The organism is Halomonas sp. A020, from assembly GCF_027943625.1.
GTDB classification, from domain to species: domain Bacteria; phylum Pseudomonadota; class Gammaproteobacteria; order Pseudomonadales; family Halomonadaceae; genus Vreelandella; species Vreelandella piezotolerans.
On record NZ_AP022850.1, the window covers coordinates 2,948,933 to 2,961,396 of the forward strand.

The 12,464-nt window shown below is 56.7% G+C and carries 13 protein-coding genes; 6 read left to right on the plus strand and 7 right to left on the minus strand.

Features of this window, described 5'->3' with window-relative positions:
* The 4 genes from FRH_RS13725 to FRH_RS13740 all read right to left on the minus strand — a co-directional run bounded on the left by FRH_RS13725 (nucleotide 1) and on the right by FRH_RS13740 (nucleotide 4,194).
* Entirely contained in the window at nucleotides 1–1,485 is a 1,485-nt protein-coding gene (locus FRH_RS13725) for an NCS2 family permease (protein ID WP_281997046.1), read from the minus strand.
* Between the two features lie 239 nt (nucleotides 1,486–1,724).
* Nucleotides 1,725–2,915: an amino acid aminotransferase gene (locus FRH_RS13730; RefSeq protein ID WP_139528071.1), complete on the minus strand. Its 1,191-nt coding sequence runs from the start codon at nucleotides 2,913–2,915 to the stop codon at nucleotides 1,725–1,727.
* On the minus strand, nucleotides 2,916–3,254 hold the full coding sequence (locus FRH_RS13735; protein WP_139528070.1) for a 4a-hydroxytetrahydrobiopterin dehydratase: 339 nt from the start codon (nucleotides 3,252–3,254) through the stop codon (nucleotides 2,916–2,918).
* A gap of 28 nt (nucleotides 3,255–3,282) precedes the next feature.
* Nucleotides 3,283–4,194, minus strand: coding sequence for a GGDEF domain-containing protein (locus tag FRH_RS13740; protein ID WP_139528069.1), 912 nt, complete (start codon nucleotides 4,192–4,194; stop codon nucleotides 3,283–3,285).
* 283 nt (nucleotides 4,195–4,477) lie between these two features.
* Between FRH_RS13740 and cobA the strand changes: the two genes are divergently transcribed.
* The 4 genes from cobA (at nucleotide 4,478) to dcd (ending at nucleotide 8,105) form a co-directional block, all read left to right on the plus strand.
* Nucleotides 4,478–5,296, plus strand: a complete 819-nt coding sequence (gene cobA / locus FRH_RS13745; RefSeq protein ID WP_239286152.1) for a uroporphyrinogen-III C-methyltransferase — start codon at nucleotides 4,478–4,480, stop codon at nucleotides 5,294–5,296.
* 148 nt (nucleotides 5,297–5,444) lie between these two features.
* The gene (locus FRH_RS13750; RefSeq protein ID WP_176558253.1) at nucleotides 5,445–6,581 is read left to right on the plus strand and encodes a kinesin; all 1,137 of its coding nucleotides are present in this window, start codon (nucleotides 5,445–5,447) and stop codon (nucleotides 6,579–6,581) included.
* 145 nt (nucleotides 6,582–6,726) lie between these two features.
* Nucleotides 6,727–7,527, plus strand: coding sequence for an iron-sulfur cluster carrier protein ApbC (gene apbC, locus FRH_RS13755; protein ID WP_139528067.1), 801 nt, complete (start codon nucleotides 6,727–6,729; stop codon nucleotides 7,525–7,527).
* An 11-nt stretch (nucleotides 7,528–7,538) separates the two neighbouring features.
* Nucleotides 7,539–8,105, plus strand: coding sequence for a dCTP deaminase (gene dcd, locus FRH_RS13760; RefSeq protein ID WP_139528066.1), 567 nt, complete (start codon nucleotides 7,539–7,541; stop codon nucleotides 8,103–8,105).
* A 78-nt stretch (nucleotides 8,106–8,183) separates the two neighbouring features.
* On the opposite strand, the gene purN is transcribed toward dcd, so the two are convergent.
* Together purN and purM are read right to left on the minus strand one after the other, a co-directional pair.
* Nucleotides 8,184–8,927 carry a phosphoribosylglycinamide formyltransferase gene (gene purN, locus FRH_RS13765; RefSeq protein ID WP_139528065.1) on the minus strand — a complete coding sequence of 248 codons (744 nt, stop codon included), beginning with the start codon at nucleotides 8,925–8,927 and terminating at the stop codon, nucleotides 8,184–8,186.
* Nucleotides 8,924–10,003: a phosphoribosylformylglycinamidine cyclo-ligase gene (purM, locus tag FRH_RS13770; RefSeq protein WP_139528064.1), complete on the minus strand. Its 1,080-nt coding sequence runs from the start codon at nucleotides 10,001–10,003 to the stop codon at nucleotides 8,924–8,926. Before purM ends, purN begins: the two co-directional genes overlap by 4 nt.
* Before the next feature lie 199 nt (nucleotides 10,004–10,202).
* Between purM and FRH_RS13775 the strand changes: the two genes are divergently transcribed.
* Nucleotides 10,203–11,315: an AI-2E family transporter gene (locus tag FRH_RS13775; protein WP_139528063.1), complete on the plus strand. Its 1,113-nt coding sequence runs from the start codon at nucleotides 10,203–10,205 to the stop codon at nucleotides 11,313–11,315.
* Nucleotides 11,312–12,016, plus strand: coding sequence for a DnaA regulatory inactivator Hda (gene hda / locus FRH_RS13780; protein ID WP_139528062.1), 705 nt, complete (start codon nucleotides 11,312–11,314; stop codon nucleotides 12,014–12,016). Before FRH_RS13775 ends, hda begins: the two co-directional genes overlap by 4 nt.
* A 65-nt stretch (nucleotides 12,017–12,081) precedes the next feature.
* Here hda and FRH_RS13785 read toward each other — a convergent pair whose 3' ends face one another.
* Nucleotides 12,082–12,456, minus strand: coding sequence for a phasin family protein (locus FRH_RS13785; protein ID WP_139528218.1), 375 nt, complete (start codon nucleotides 12,454–12,456; stop codon nucleotides 12,082–12,084).
* Between the last annotated feature and the right edge of the window lie 8 nt (nucleotides 12,457–12,464).

The window sequence follows — 12,464 nt, forward strand, 5'->3', positions numbered from 1 at the left end:
TCAACGCTTATCAGAGGCTTCTTGGAACGAGAAGTAGACGAACAGTAAGGCCATCGCCAAATAGCCCATGACGAACTGCGGTGCGGCGTTGAAGGCGAGCTTCGGCGCATGCATCAAACCGACGAACGAGAAGCCTGCGGCAATGACGGCAAAGGCTGCTGCTCGGCGAAACTGATGGTCGATCACCGAGACGGTCATGGCACCTAGGAAGATGGCCATGAACATGGCACCTTGGCCCATGACGACGATGGCACTGGAAATGTCGCTTACCACCTCGCCCGCCCCTCGGTTGAAACGGGTCATGACGTAGTTGGCAAAGTAGGGCAGCATGGCCAGCGCAATGGCCGGGTAGTAGCGCGTGTCGTTGGCTTGGAACGCCGTTGCGATCATCGACATGCCGACGAACACTAAAATCGGCGCAACGACAGAGACGGGAATGATCGCAGCCAGCGCGGCGATGAGGCCGAACATGGTCGCCAGCGCGTAAACCGCCCCGTTGAGCAGGCTGTAGCCTCGCCCTGCGCCCATCCATTTCGCACCTACCGTGGCAATATAAACCGTCGTTGGGAACACGCCACCAAATAGTGCCCCGATCATGGTACCTGCACCATCCACTGCCTGGCACTCGCGCACGTCATACTTGTCGCCAGCGGCCTCCATGGCTTCGACATTGTTCATCGTCTCTATGGCGTTATAGAGCGTGATGGGCAGTACCACGGTCAGCACGGCCAGCATGCCGGTGAACAGAAGGCCCAGCCCCTCGAACCAAGCGAGGTTGGGGAGTAGCGGGTAAAAGCCGAGATGCGTGAACGCATCGCTGAAGCGCTCGCTACCCGCATCGCCAATCAGGTAGGCCATGACGGTGCCCACCACGATAGCGAACAGCGATGTCGGTAGTTTGAAGGGCATGCTAACGCGGGCCACCAAGCCAACGATGATGATCCCCAGCACCAGCAGGCCAATGACCGGCATCTCCAAGGTTTTGAACAGCATTTCACCGGCGATGAAGGTCAGCGCTACGCCCGCTACGGCCCCCAGCATGGCGGCTCGGGGTAGGTGGTACTGCGCCCAACGGCCAATGATACTAATCACCGCTTCTATCGCGCCGCTGATGAAGCACGCGGCAACCGCTACTTTCCAGGCCAGTTCGGCATCGCCGGTGAGCTGTTTGGCAGGCAATAGAACGCCAAACAGGAAGACGAACATGACGGGGGTCGAAATGCCGTAGGAGAGGGCAGTAACGTCGCTACGGTTCTCTTTTCGTGCGAGCCTGGCGGCGCTCCAGGCGTAGTAAAAGTTACCGACCATGACTGCGACGGCGGCGCCGGGTAGCACCTGGCCATACACGATCGACGTGGGAAACCCCATGCCTAACATCGTAATCGCGATGATGACGAAGTTAGCGATATTGTTCTGAAAGAGCGCAAAGAATGCGTCGGTATCTTCCTTTTTGTACCACGGGTAATGAGTGCCAGCAGCCGCCATGTGATGCCTCTTGGTTATGGTGTGTTGTATACAAGGCTACGCTGAGTGTGCCGAAAGTTTGACTGATCGGTCAAGCGCTGCGTTGTATCGGACGCCGCGCGGGCGCCCCAGGCTCTGGCGGCGAAGGCGCAATTGTACACAATCTTGGCCAAGGGGTTGATAACCTTATGGCTTTTCTTGTGAGTGACCAACGAAAACGCCCAGGCGATGGCCTGGGCGTTGTGGTGGTATGCGGTGGATTAGTCGTTGACTGCCGCGATCGCTTTGGCGAGGTAGGGTAGATTCTCGTGTGAGAATCCCGCGACGTTGGCACGACCAGAGCGAACCATGTAAATGCCGAACTCGTCACGCAAACGGTCGACCTGTTCCGGTGTCAGGCCAGTGTAAGAGAACATGCCGCGCTGCTCGGCCACACAGGCGTACTTTTCATCTAAGCCGTAAGGCTTCAAAGCCTCGACGAAGTCGCGGCGCAGTGTGTTGATGCGGTCGCGCATTTCGGTCAGCTCTTCACGCCACAGGGCGGAAAGCTCGGTATCGTGCAAAATCTCGCTGACGATCGCGCCACCGTGAGCGGGCGGGTTGGAGTAGTTCTCACGCGCCACGATAGCCACCTGGGAACGCACGTTTTCCATTTGCTCGGCGTCTTTAGCGATTAGAATCAAGCAGCCGGTACGCTCGCAGTAAATACCGAAGTTTTTGGAGCAGGAACTGGTGATGATCACCTCATCCAGATGCTCGGCCAACAGACGAACGCCGTAAGCGTCTTCGTCCAAGCCTTCCCCGAAACCTTGGTAAGCGAAGTCGATCAACGGCAGCAGCTGGCGCTCCTTCAGTACGGTCAGAACCTCTTGCCACTGCGACTGGGAAAGGTCGAAGCCGGTGGGGTTGTGGCAGCAGGCGTGCAGTACGACGACATCACCCTCAGGGATTTTCTTAAGCGCGGCTAGCATGCCGTTGAAATCCAGCCGGTTATCCGCGTCGACATAAGGGTATTTGTGCAGCTCGATCCCCGCTGACGTAAAAATGCCGTGGTGATTCGGCCAAGTCGGATCGCTTACCCAGATGCCTTTGCCCGGCAGTTGACTGGCGACGAAGTCGGCCGCGAGACGCAGCGCACCGGTACCACCTGGCGACTGAGTAGCGCTGGCACGGTTGGCTTTGAGTACCGGTGAGTCCGAGCCCAGCACCAACGGCAGCACGGCTTCACCATAAGCGGGAGCGCCGTGCGAGCCAATGTAGGTCTTGGTGGATTCATTCTTGAGCAGGCGAGCTTCCGCTTCCTTGACGGCGCGCATGACTGGCGTGTTGCCAGCGGCGTCACGATATACGCCAACACCCAGATCGACTTTCTGCGGGTTGGTATCTTTTTTGAAAGCTTCGATCAGCCCGAGAATGGCGTCTCCAGGGACTCGCTCAATTTGCTCAAACATTTATTCGGCTACCTCGTCGGTTCTGGCGGCAAGAATGAAGTCGTTAAGATGCAGGCCGTTTATTTCATGGGACCACCAAGTGACAGTGGTTTTGCCCCATTCGGTGATCAAAACAGGGTGGTGACCCGCCTGCTCTGCGACATCGCCAACACGTTGGCTAAACGCTAGCGCGTCGGCAAAGTTACGAAACGTGAATTGTCTCGATAGCTTCATGATGCCATCGTGTTCGATAATCTGCCACTCTGGAAGTGCCTTGAGATGCGCTTGGCATGCCTCATGAGAGAGTGGCATGGCGTTGCCGCTGCAAGGTTCGCACTGTGTTTGTGCTAGCGATGTCATGGGAATGCCTCCTGTTGAAGTCGTCTCTTCAGGGTAGAAGGCATACGCAGTCGCGACCAACCTCTTTGGCGCTGTAAAGAGCCCGGTCGGCCCGATCGATCAAAGTGACCAAAGGCTCCCCGCAGTGATACTCCGCCACGCCAATACTCAATGTGACGCTGCCCTGCCCGATACCAAAATCGTGATCGGCGATGGTTTGGCGTAAGCGGTCCGCAAGCTTATGGCATTGCTGCAGCGAGGTGAGCGGCAGCACTACCATAAACTCTTCTCCTCCTAGCCGGGCGAGCATGTCTTCGCAGCGCAGTAGTGACTGGGCCATCATCGCCAACTGTTTCAGGACGTTGTCGCCCTGCAGATGCCCCCAGCGGTCATTGAGCTGTTTGAAATGGTCGATATCGATCATCATGATCGATAGCGGCGTGCCGTGACGGGCGCTCATCGAAGCTAAGTGGGTGAGCTGTCCCATCAATTTACGCCGATTGGGCAGGTTGGTGAGTGGGTCGGTATCGCAGAGCTTACGTAGCCGCTGCTCTTCGACGACTTGGTCGGTGATGTCCATCATTAGCCCATTCCATCGCACTCCTGATGCGATGGGCTCAGGGTTGGCACTTACCGCAATCCAGTGTGGCTTCTCTTCAGGGAAGGGAAGCCGAAAACGCGTATTGAGCGGGAGCATCCAGCGCGCGGAGCGCTCGATGGCCGACATCACTTTGGGATGGTCGTGGCCGGTGAGTTGCTCCAGCAGCAGGCTGGCATCTTCGGCGAGCTGCTGTTTGTCGACATAGGCTAACGCCATCCCACCCCCCTCAAGATAGGGAAAGTTCATATGGCCGCTATGGGAGCGGTAGAACTGAAAAATGACCCCAGGAATACGGGATACGAGACTATCGGCACTGGCGGGTATGTCGATAGACGATGTGGCTAGGTCATTCACGGGCATGCGTGAATCTCCGGTTTTTATGCCTGTTGTAAGTTAGCCGTGAAGGTTAGCGGTAAAAACGTAAACAATATGTAAGCCATTGCTGACAATTTAGCGGTTTTTAATACTTTTTGGTCATTAAAACTGAGATTTATATTCCATTTGTATGGATGTGACGCGAAAATAAGGGTTCTGCGTAAGCGTGGTCTTGTTCATTCTTTTCTAAAATATCATTAGATTCAAAATTTCACGGGTGATGGCTTTGAATACGCAACGATCAAATGGGGTTCTTCCCGAGGCTGACGTGCTTGAGTCCGCGCAACGGCAGGTTGGGCGCGTCAGTCTGATTGGCGCAGGGCCCGGCGACCCAGATTTATTGACGTTGAAAGCCTACAAGCGGCTACTGAGCGCCCAAGTAGTGCTGTATGACCGTTTGGTGAGCGATGAAATTTTGGCGCTATTACCCGCCGAGGCGGAGCGTTATTACGTGGGTAAGGCTCGCTCCTCCCACAGCGTACCGCAGGGAGAGATCAACCAATCGTTGGTGACTTGGGCTCGGCAGGGCAATCAGGTGATTCGCCTAAAAGGGGGGGATCCGTTCATTTTTGGGCGTGGGGGCGAGGAGCTTGAAACACTGGTGGCAGCGGGTATCCCTGTGGAAGTGGTTCCAGGTATCACGGCGGCGTCCGGCTGCGCTGCGTATGCAGGTATTCCGCTGACCCACCGAGATCATGCGCAGTCTGTCCGCTTCGTGACGGGGCATTTACAGGAAGGAGAGTTTTCGTTGGATTGGGCGACCCTGGCGCAGCCGGGCCAGACGCTGGTGTTTTACATGGGGTTAAGCAACCTAGCTTCCATTTGCAACGCTCTGACGGCTCACGGCTTGCCCCCAACCACGCCCCTGGCGCTGATCGAACAAGGCACGACCCAGCAGCAGCGAACCCATGTGGGAACATTGACGTCTTTGCCAGATAGCTTTCAGCGTGGGGAGATCCAACCGCCGGCGTTGCTGATCATTGGTAGCGTCGTCTCTCTTCATCAGACGCTTTCGTGGTTTGAGCGCCACCATGGTGTATCGGCTGGGTTTTCCCAGGGGAAGCATCGCCGTTTGACGAGGGGATAGACGATTGAGCGCTTCGTCGGGTGGCGTTATGACCTGCGCTGTGTATGCTAGTAACGAATAGATTCATAAAGCCACGACCTGATCACCATCTTGCTACCTGTCACTAACGCTGCTGATATCAGCAGCCAAGCGAAAAGAGGGACGCAGCATGTCAGAAGCCAATCACTCCGATTCGAACACGCCTGCTCACAAGCCGGATATGAAAACGCTTTTCCAGGATAACCGTGTGAAGGGTATCGCTGGGATTGCTGCCATTGCCGTGATTTGGGCCATCATGGCGCAATCCAATTCAGGCACCCATCAAGAGCGCGTCGAGACCTTGGAAGGTCAACTGGCGAGTGTCGAGCAAGAAAATACGGAGCTAAGCCAGCGCCTATCGGAAGTCGAACAGGCGGAAGCTGACTTGACCGCTATGCGCGATGAAATGGCGTCGTTGGAGCAGCAGCAGGCAGACGCAGCGGCTAGTCTTGAGTCGGCTCAAGAAGATGTCAGCGGTGTCGAGACCCGTTTGCAAGAGTTAGAGAGCCAGCGCGAGACGCTACAACAGGAAGTCTCGGCACTGGAGGAGCAGCTTGCTAGCGCCGAGAGCGAGCTGCAGAGCTTACGAGAAGAGCGTGATCAAGTTGTTAGTGAGCGTGACGAAGCACAGTCTTCTCTGCAGCAGGTAGAAGAAGCGCGACAAAGTGCGGAAGAGGCGCGTCAGCAGGCAGAGTCTGCCCGTCAGCAAGCAGAAGAGCAGCGCCAACAAGCCGTGGAGGACTTGAGTGCCGCGGAGAGCGAACTCAGTGAACTCGACAGCCAGGTAAGCGATGCCAACGACCGTTTGGCTACGCTCGAAGAGGAAATAGCCACCCAGGAGAGCGAGCTGCAATCCCTCCAAGAAGAGCGCGATAGCGTGATGCGCGAGCGGGATTCGCTGCAGTCTGATGTGGATTCACTTTCTCAACTGCGTGAAGAAGAGCAACAAAGCCTCGAACAGGTGCGCACCGAAATGGATGATCTCATGGTGGCCCTGGACATCGGCCGCGATGAAGTCGCGAAGGTCGAAAACGATATCGAAGCCCGTCAAGAGCAGCTCGCGCGTCTGGAAACGCAGCTCAGCGAGTGGCGAGACGAGCTGTCGACGCTCGATGAGCGTCTCCATGTCGATGATCCAGCCTCGGGGGACGTGCCAAACCTCACGGGCGAGCAGCAAACCCAGCAAGATGGGGAAGATGGCGCTAGTGGGGCAGAAGGGGAAAACGTTCAGGCGGATGAAGCAGAGAGCCAGCAGAGCGGAAGCTAAGTCGTTTAAAACAAAAATCATGCCTCTAACGCAAGCGGATGCGGGGTTTCCCCGCATCCGCTTCTGTTTGTTGGTTTAGAAATAGGGCGCTGAGGAGTATCATTCACGCCATGTTCACAATCAACAACCCTTGGGAGTGCCATTGATGGATGGTGTAAAGCATATTGTGGCAGTGGCATCCGGCAAAGGTGGCGTTGGTAAGTCCACCGTAACGGTCAACTTAGCGCTGGCGCTATCTGCCCAGGGCTACCGCGTTGGCGTATTGGATGCCGATATTTATGGCCCTAGCCAAGCGCAAATGTTGGGCGTGGAAGAGGGGGTACGTCCCCAGGCGGCGGCAGACAATAAGTTTCTGCCCTTGGAGGCTCACGGCATACAAGCGATGTCGATGGCGTTCATGGTCAACACCCGCGACGCGATGGTATGGCGCGGGCCGATGGTGGTGGGGGCGTTTCAGCAAATGCTCACCCAAACCCAGTGGGATAACCTGGATTTCCTGTTGATCGATATGCCGCCCGGCACGGGAGACATCCAACTGACATTGGCGCAGAAAGTGCCGGTATCCGGCGCCGTCATCGTCACGACGCCTCAGGACATCGCGCTGCTGGATGCCCGTAAAGGCATCGAGATGTTCCGCAAAGTCAACGTGCCGGTGCTGGGCGTGGTGGAGAATATGAGCCTCTACCACTGCGAGAAGTGTGGCCATGAAGCGGCGATTTTCGGCACTGGAGGCGGTGACCGTATCGCTGACGAATACGACACGACCGTGTTGGGCCGTTTGCCGCTGACGCTATCGATTCGCGAATTGGCAGATTCCGGGCGGCCCAGCGTGGTGTCCGAGCCCGATGGCGCTGTGAGTCGCATCTTTGCCGAGATTGCCAGCCAAGTGGCGCAGTCCGTCAGCGCTAGCCAAAGCGACGGCCCTACGATTTCTTTTAGCGAGTGATGAAGTAACCGATGAGCATTAAATCAGACAAATGGATTCGCCGAATGGCGCAAAGCGATGCCATGATCGAGCCGTTCGAGGCAGAGCAGGTGCGCTATGTGAACGACCAGCGGGTGATCTCCTATGGTACCTCCAGCTACGGTTACGACGTGCGCTGTGCCGATGAGTTCAAGGTGTTTACCAATATCCATTCGGCCATCGTCGACCCCAAAGCGTTCGATGACAAAAGCTTTGTCGACGTGAAGGGCGACGTTTGCATCATCCCGCCGAACTCGTTCGCCCTAGCGCGGACGGTTGAGTACTTTCGCATTCCGCGCAATGTGCTGACCATTTGTCTGGGTAAATCCACCTATGCACGTTGCGGCATCATCGTCAATGTGACGCCGCTGGAGCCCGAGTGGGAGGGGCACGTGACGCTGGAGTTCTCCAACACCACGAACCTACCCGCAAAAATCTATGCCCATGAAGGGGTCGCTCAGATGCTGTTCCTAGAGTCTGATGAGGTGTGCGACATCTCTTATAAAGATCGGGGGGGTAAGTACATGGGGCAGCGTGGCGTGACACTACCGCGTACCTGACACACCATTTTTCTTCTGCTACAAAAAAGCCTTGCCGCATCCCTGTGGCAAGGCTTTTTTTACACTGACAATGGAAACTTAGGCGTTGCCGCTTTCTTCGTCCAGCTCTTCGGCAGCATCGGCATGGGAGAGGCGCATGCCATACGGCGGAAGCGGGTGGCCGTCCATCGTGGCCCCGTCGGCAGCGTACTGTAGGCGTCCCTCAAGAAACCACTGCACCGCAATGGGGAAGATCAGATGCTCCCGGGCGTGCACCTTCTCCTTAAGGGTCTCGACGGTGTCGTCGGCGCTTACCTGTAGCTCGGCTTGTAGAACGACCGGCCCCCCATCCAGCTCTTCGGTAACGAAGTGGACGCTACAGCCATGATGAGAAACGCCGTCAGCCAGTGCGCGCGCGTGGGTATTCAAACCCTGATACGCGGGCAGTAGGGAGGGATGGATGTTGAGCATCCGTCCGAGAAAACGCTGTACGAAACGTGGCGTGAGAATGCGCATGAAGCCAGCAAGGACGATGACATCCGGCTCATGGCGTTCGATCACTTTGATCAGTGCGCCATCGTAAGCATCACGACTATCGTACTCGCGATGCGGTAGCGCGACTGCTTCGATACCGGCTTCATGGGCGCGTTTCAACCCGTAGGCATCGGGTTCATTGGAAATGACGGCGACAATTTCACCGCCCAACCTGTCGTGCTGCTGGGCCTCGATGAGTGCCTGAAGATTGCTGCCACTGCCAGAAATCAGTACTACCACTCGGCGAGCGCCCATGGGCTCAGGCGTCATGCCGTTGAGGGTGTCGCTGCTGTCGTCCGTACTATTCATTCCTGCGAACCTGCTTGACCGCGCTCGAGCACTACCGCCTCTTTCTGGCGCTGAACGATCTGGCCGATCGTGTAGACAGTCTCGCCCTGTGCTTCCAGATGCGCTTTGGCGTTGGCAGCTTGTTCGGCGGGAACGACCACGACCATACCAATTCCGCAGTTCAGGACACGGTGCATTTCAGTCTCGTTGACGTTGCCCTTGGCCTGAAGCCAGTTGAATACCTCTGGCCGCTGCCAGCTAGTGAGATCGATGCGTGCGGCCAGGGTGTCTGGCAATACACGGGGAATGTTCTCCAGCAGGCCGCCGCCAGTGATATGAGAAAGCGCATGAACCGGGATGTCGGTGCCCCGCATCATCGATAGCAGTGACTTCACGTAGATACGCGTGGGTGCCATCAGTGCATCGCCCAGCGGCTGGCCATCGATGCTCTCCTCCAAGGAAGCATTGCTGACTTCTAGGATTTTGCGGATCAACGAATAGCCGTTGGAGTGTGGACCAGAAGACGCCAAGCCAAGCAGCACATCACCTTCAGCCACGTTGCTGCCGTCGAGAATCTCGGACTTCTCCACGACGCCCACGCAGAAACCGGCCAAATCGTAATCGCTGCCTTCGTACATGCCCGGCATTTCAGCCGTTTCACCGCCGACCAGTGCGCAGCCGGCCAGCTCGCAGCCAGCGCCGATACCGGTCACGACATCGGCAGCGATGTCGACATCCAATTTGCCTGTGGCATAGTAATCGAGGAATAGCAGCGGCTCGGCACCGGCGACGATCAGGTCATTGACACACATGGCTACCAGGTCGATGCCAATGGTGTCATGCTTGCCAAGATCCATGGCCAGGCGCAGCTTGGTGCCGACACCGTCGGTGCCGGAGACGAGCACCGGCTGCCGATAGCCAGCAGGTAGCTCGCACAGGGCACCAAAACCGCCAAGACCACCCATCACTTCAGGGCGTGACGTGCGCTTGGCAACGTGCTTGATGCGATCGACAAGAGCGTTGCCGGCATCGATATCGACACCTGCGTCTTTGTAGCTCAGAGAGGGCGTAGCCTGGGAGGAAGAAGTCTCGGTCATGACAGGTCCTGTGAAGCCTATGCAATGCTGCAGTGCGATTGTGCTGGCAAATAGCCAGTGCCGGAGCAATAACGGTGGGCGATTGTATCACCCAGCGACGTAAGTCGCATCGATGTGGCGCGTTATCAGGTGCGTCGCGAGCAACTTTTGTTACTATTCGAGCACTACCGCTGACCGTATATCCAGGAAGGAGCAGGGAATGAGGCATTCATGGTGGGGGATCGCGCTGGTCGTTGCGCTGGTGGGAACGGTGTATTTTCTCGATGCCGTTCTGATGCCCTTTATCGCAGGGTTGATTTTGGCCTACTTGGCTGACCCGTTGACGGATTTCTTTCAGCGTTTGGGCATGCGGCGAGTCTGGGCAGTGAGCAGCGTTTTTTTGGTGCTGATGCTCGTACTGGCGGTGAGCCTGCTGGTCCTCATTCCACTCGTCGTTCAGCAGATCAAGCAGTTAGGGGAAGCGTTGCCGGGCGTACTCAGTTGGGTAGAGGGCGTGCTGGCGCCTCAAGTTCAGGAGTGGACAGGGTACGATCTTGCCACCGAGCTTAGCAATGTGCGCGAGACTCTCATCGACAACTGGCGGGATGCGGGTAGTTACGTGGCTCAAGCATTGGGCCATATCGGTCGTTCGGGCATGGCGTTCGTCTCTTGGGTGACGTATGTCGCGCTCATTCCGGTGGTGACGTTTTACCTGCTGCTGGATTGGGACCGAATGCTCGACAACCTGGGAAATTTGGTGCCTAGGCAGTGGGCAGACGATACGTTTCGTTTAGCGCGCCGCTGCGATGAGGTGTTGGCTTCGTTTTTGCGCGGCCAGCTGCTCGTCATGCTGTGCTTGGGCATTATTTACGCTGCTGGATTGACGCTGTTAGGGCTGAATTTCGGGTTGCTGATTGGCGCGCTTTCTGGGCTCGTTAGCATCGTTCCCTTTTTGGGCTTCATCGTCGGTCTAGCGATCGCGTTGGTAGTGGCGCTGTTTCAGTTCGATACCTGGTGGGCGGTGCTCGGCGTCATCGTTGTCTTTGGTTTGGGTCAAGTCGCCGAAAGCGTCGTGCTGCAACCGAAGCTATTAGGCGATAAGATTGGTTTGCACCCGGTGGCGGTCATTTTTGCGGTGCTCGCGGGCGGGCATTTGTTCGGACTCACGGGCGTGCTATTGGCGCTACCCGCAGCGGCGGTGATCATGGTGCTGCTGCGCGAGGTGAAAGATCGCTATAAAAACAGTGCACTCTATGACGCACAGCTAGACGCTCCAGAACAGCACAAACAGCATGAAGCGCTGCAGGGCGACGACAATAGGGAGTCATCATGAGCCGATTACCGGCACAGCTGCCGCTTGGGGTGGGGCTGCGCGACGATGCGACGTTCGATAACTATTATGCTTCTCGCGCCAATGCGTCGTTGGTCGACCACCTTGCTCATCAGCTAACGCCTGGCTCAGAGCCGTTTCTCTATGTGTGGGGTGCCCCAGGCAGCGGCCGTAGTCACTTACTGCAAGCCGCCTGCCATGCGGCTTCCGACCAAGACAAGCGTGCCCTCTATTTGCCACTTGCGGACCTAGGCCATTTTCCACCGCTCATGTTGGAGGATATCGAGCGGCTCGATCTGGTAGCCATCGATGATTTGGAATACGTCATTGGGCGCAAACGCTGGGAAGAGGCGTTATTTCACGCGTTCAATCGTTTGCGGGACGCGGGCAAAGCGCTGTTGATCGCGGCCAACAAGCCGCCGCGCCATTTGGAGGTAGTGCTGCCGGATTTGGCGTCTCGACTGGCTTGGGGAGTCACCTTCCATCTTCACCCGTTGGACGATAATGACCGTTTGGCGGCGCTAAAGCTACGTGCCCAGGTCCGTGGCATGCAGTTGCCCGATGACGTAGGGCGCTACATCATGCACCGTGGGCCGAGGGAGTTGGGCGAGCTCTGTCGAGCTTTGGACACCTTGGATCAGGCATCATTATCAGCAAAGCGGAAATTAACGATCCCTTTCGTAAAGTCGGCGCTCGATTGGTAAAACGCCCCTGCCAGTGGGCTGGCAGGGGCGTGACGAGACTGATCAAATGATCAACGCTGAATGCGTTAGGCGGTCTTGCTCATTTTAGTCGCGGCCGCTTGTGCCTGCTTCACATTCTCTTCTGTCAATTTCTGACTCTTCTGCAAGAAATCCTGCTGTAATGATACGACCTTGTCGGTATCGCCTTTGACACGCTCGGCCAGTTCTTTAGCCACTTTCTGCTGACCTTCCATGTAGCTACGCAGGCCGTCGACATCTTTGACACTCAGCAGCTGACGCATCTGCGCGACGCCGGTGTCGACATACGCTTTGTTAGCGTCTAGCTGAGCGTTTATCAGCTTTTCAGAGTAGTCGATGCTCAGATTCATGTAGGCACGTGCCGGTGCCATGAACAGGTTGTCGAACTGCTGGGTCATTTCGTTGGTATTGAACGTACGCATCATTAACT

Excerpts from the sequence above, each read along its gene's own strand:
- FRH_RS13740 (WP_139528069.1), bottom strand. The coding sequence starts at position 4,194 with ATGCCCGTGAATGACCTAGCCACATCGTCTATCGACATACCCGCCAGT.
- FRH_RS13775 (WP_139528063.1), top strand. The coding sequence starts at position 10,203 with ATGAGGCATTCATGGTGGGGGATCGCGCTGGTCGTTGCGCTGGTGGGA.
- FRH_RS13725 (WP_281997046.1), bottom strand. The coding sequence starts at position 1,485 with ATGGCGGCTGCTGGCACTCATTACCCGTGGTACAAAAAGGAAGATACC.
- dcd (WP_139528066.1), top strand. The coding sequence starts at position 7,539 with ATGAGCATTAAATCAGACAAATGGATTCGCCGAATGGCGCAAAGCGAT.
- apbC (WP_139528067.1), top strand. The coding sequence starts at position 6,727 with ATGGATGGTGTAAAGCATATTGTGGCAGTGGCATCCGGCAAAGGTGGC.
- purN (WP_139528065.1), bottom strand. The coding sequence starts at position 8,927 with ATGAATAGTACGGACGACAGCAGCGACACCCTCAACGGCATGACGCCT.
- purM (WP_139528064.1), bottom strand. The coding sequence starts at position 10,003 with ATGACCGAGACTTCTTCCTCCCAGGCTACGCCCTCTCTGAGCTACAAA.
- FRH_RS13730 (WP_139528071.1), bottom strand. The coding sequence starts at position 2,915 with ATGTTTGAGCAAATTGAGCGAGTCCCTGGAGACGCCATTCTCGGGCTG.
- hda (WP_139528062.1), top strand. The coding sequence starts at position 11,312 with ATGAGCCGATTACCGGCACAGCTGCCGCTTGGGGTGGGGCTGCGCGAC.
- FRH_RS13785 (WP_139528218.1), bottom strand. The coding sequence starts at position 12,456 with ATGCGTACGTTCAATACCAACGAAATGACCCAGCAGTTCGACAACCTG.
- FRH_RS13735 (WP_139528070.1), bottom strand. The coding sequence starts at position 3,254 with ATGACATCGCTAGCACAAACACAGTGCGAACCTTGCAGCGGCAACGCC.
- FRH_RS13750 (WP_176558253.1), top strand. The coding sequence starts at position 5,445 with ATGTCAGAAGCCAATCACTCCGATTCGAACACGCCTGCTCACAAGCCG.